1 protein-coding gene is annotated in these 268 nt (G+C 48.1%); it reads left to right on the top strand.

What is annotated here, in order from left to right; all coding sequences use genetic code 11:
- A partial coding sequence (locus AC6UDF_RS07230) for a DUF389 domain-containing protein (protein ID WP_500724200.1) occupies positions 1-268 on the top strand: 268 nt, incomplete at both ends.

Raw genomic sequence — 268 nt, forward strand, 5'->3', positions numbered from 1 at the left:
GTCGCAGGTATTGTCGCCGGCTCGCGGCGGAATAAAACAAGTGCGATTCCCGGCGTTGCAATCGCTACGGCATTGATGCCGCCTGTCTGTACCGTCGGTTTCGGGCTTGCACATCTGGAATCGTCTATTTTTTTCGGGGCTTTTTACCTTTTTTTCATCAATGCTTTTTTTATCAGCCTTGCGACCTATCTGATTTGCCTGTTTCTTAAATTTCCCCAAAAAGCAGATATTGATGCGGAGACTTCGGCACGGATACGCAGACTGATTG

Source organism: Fructilactobacillus sp. X2R6C1 (assembly GCF_059901295.1).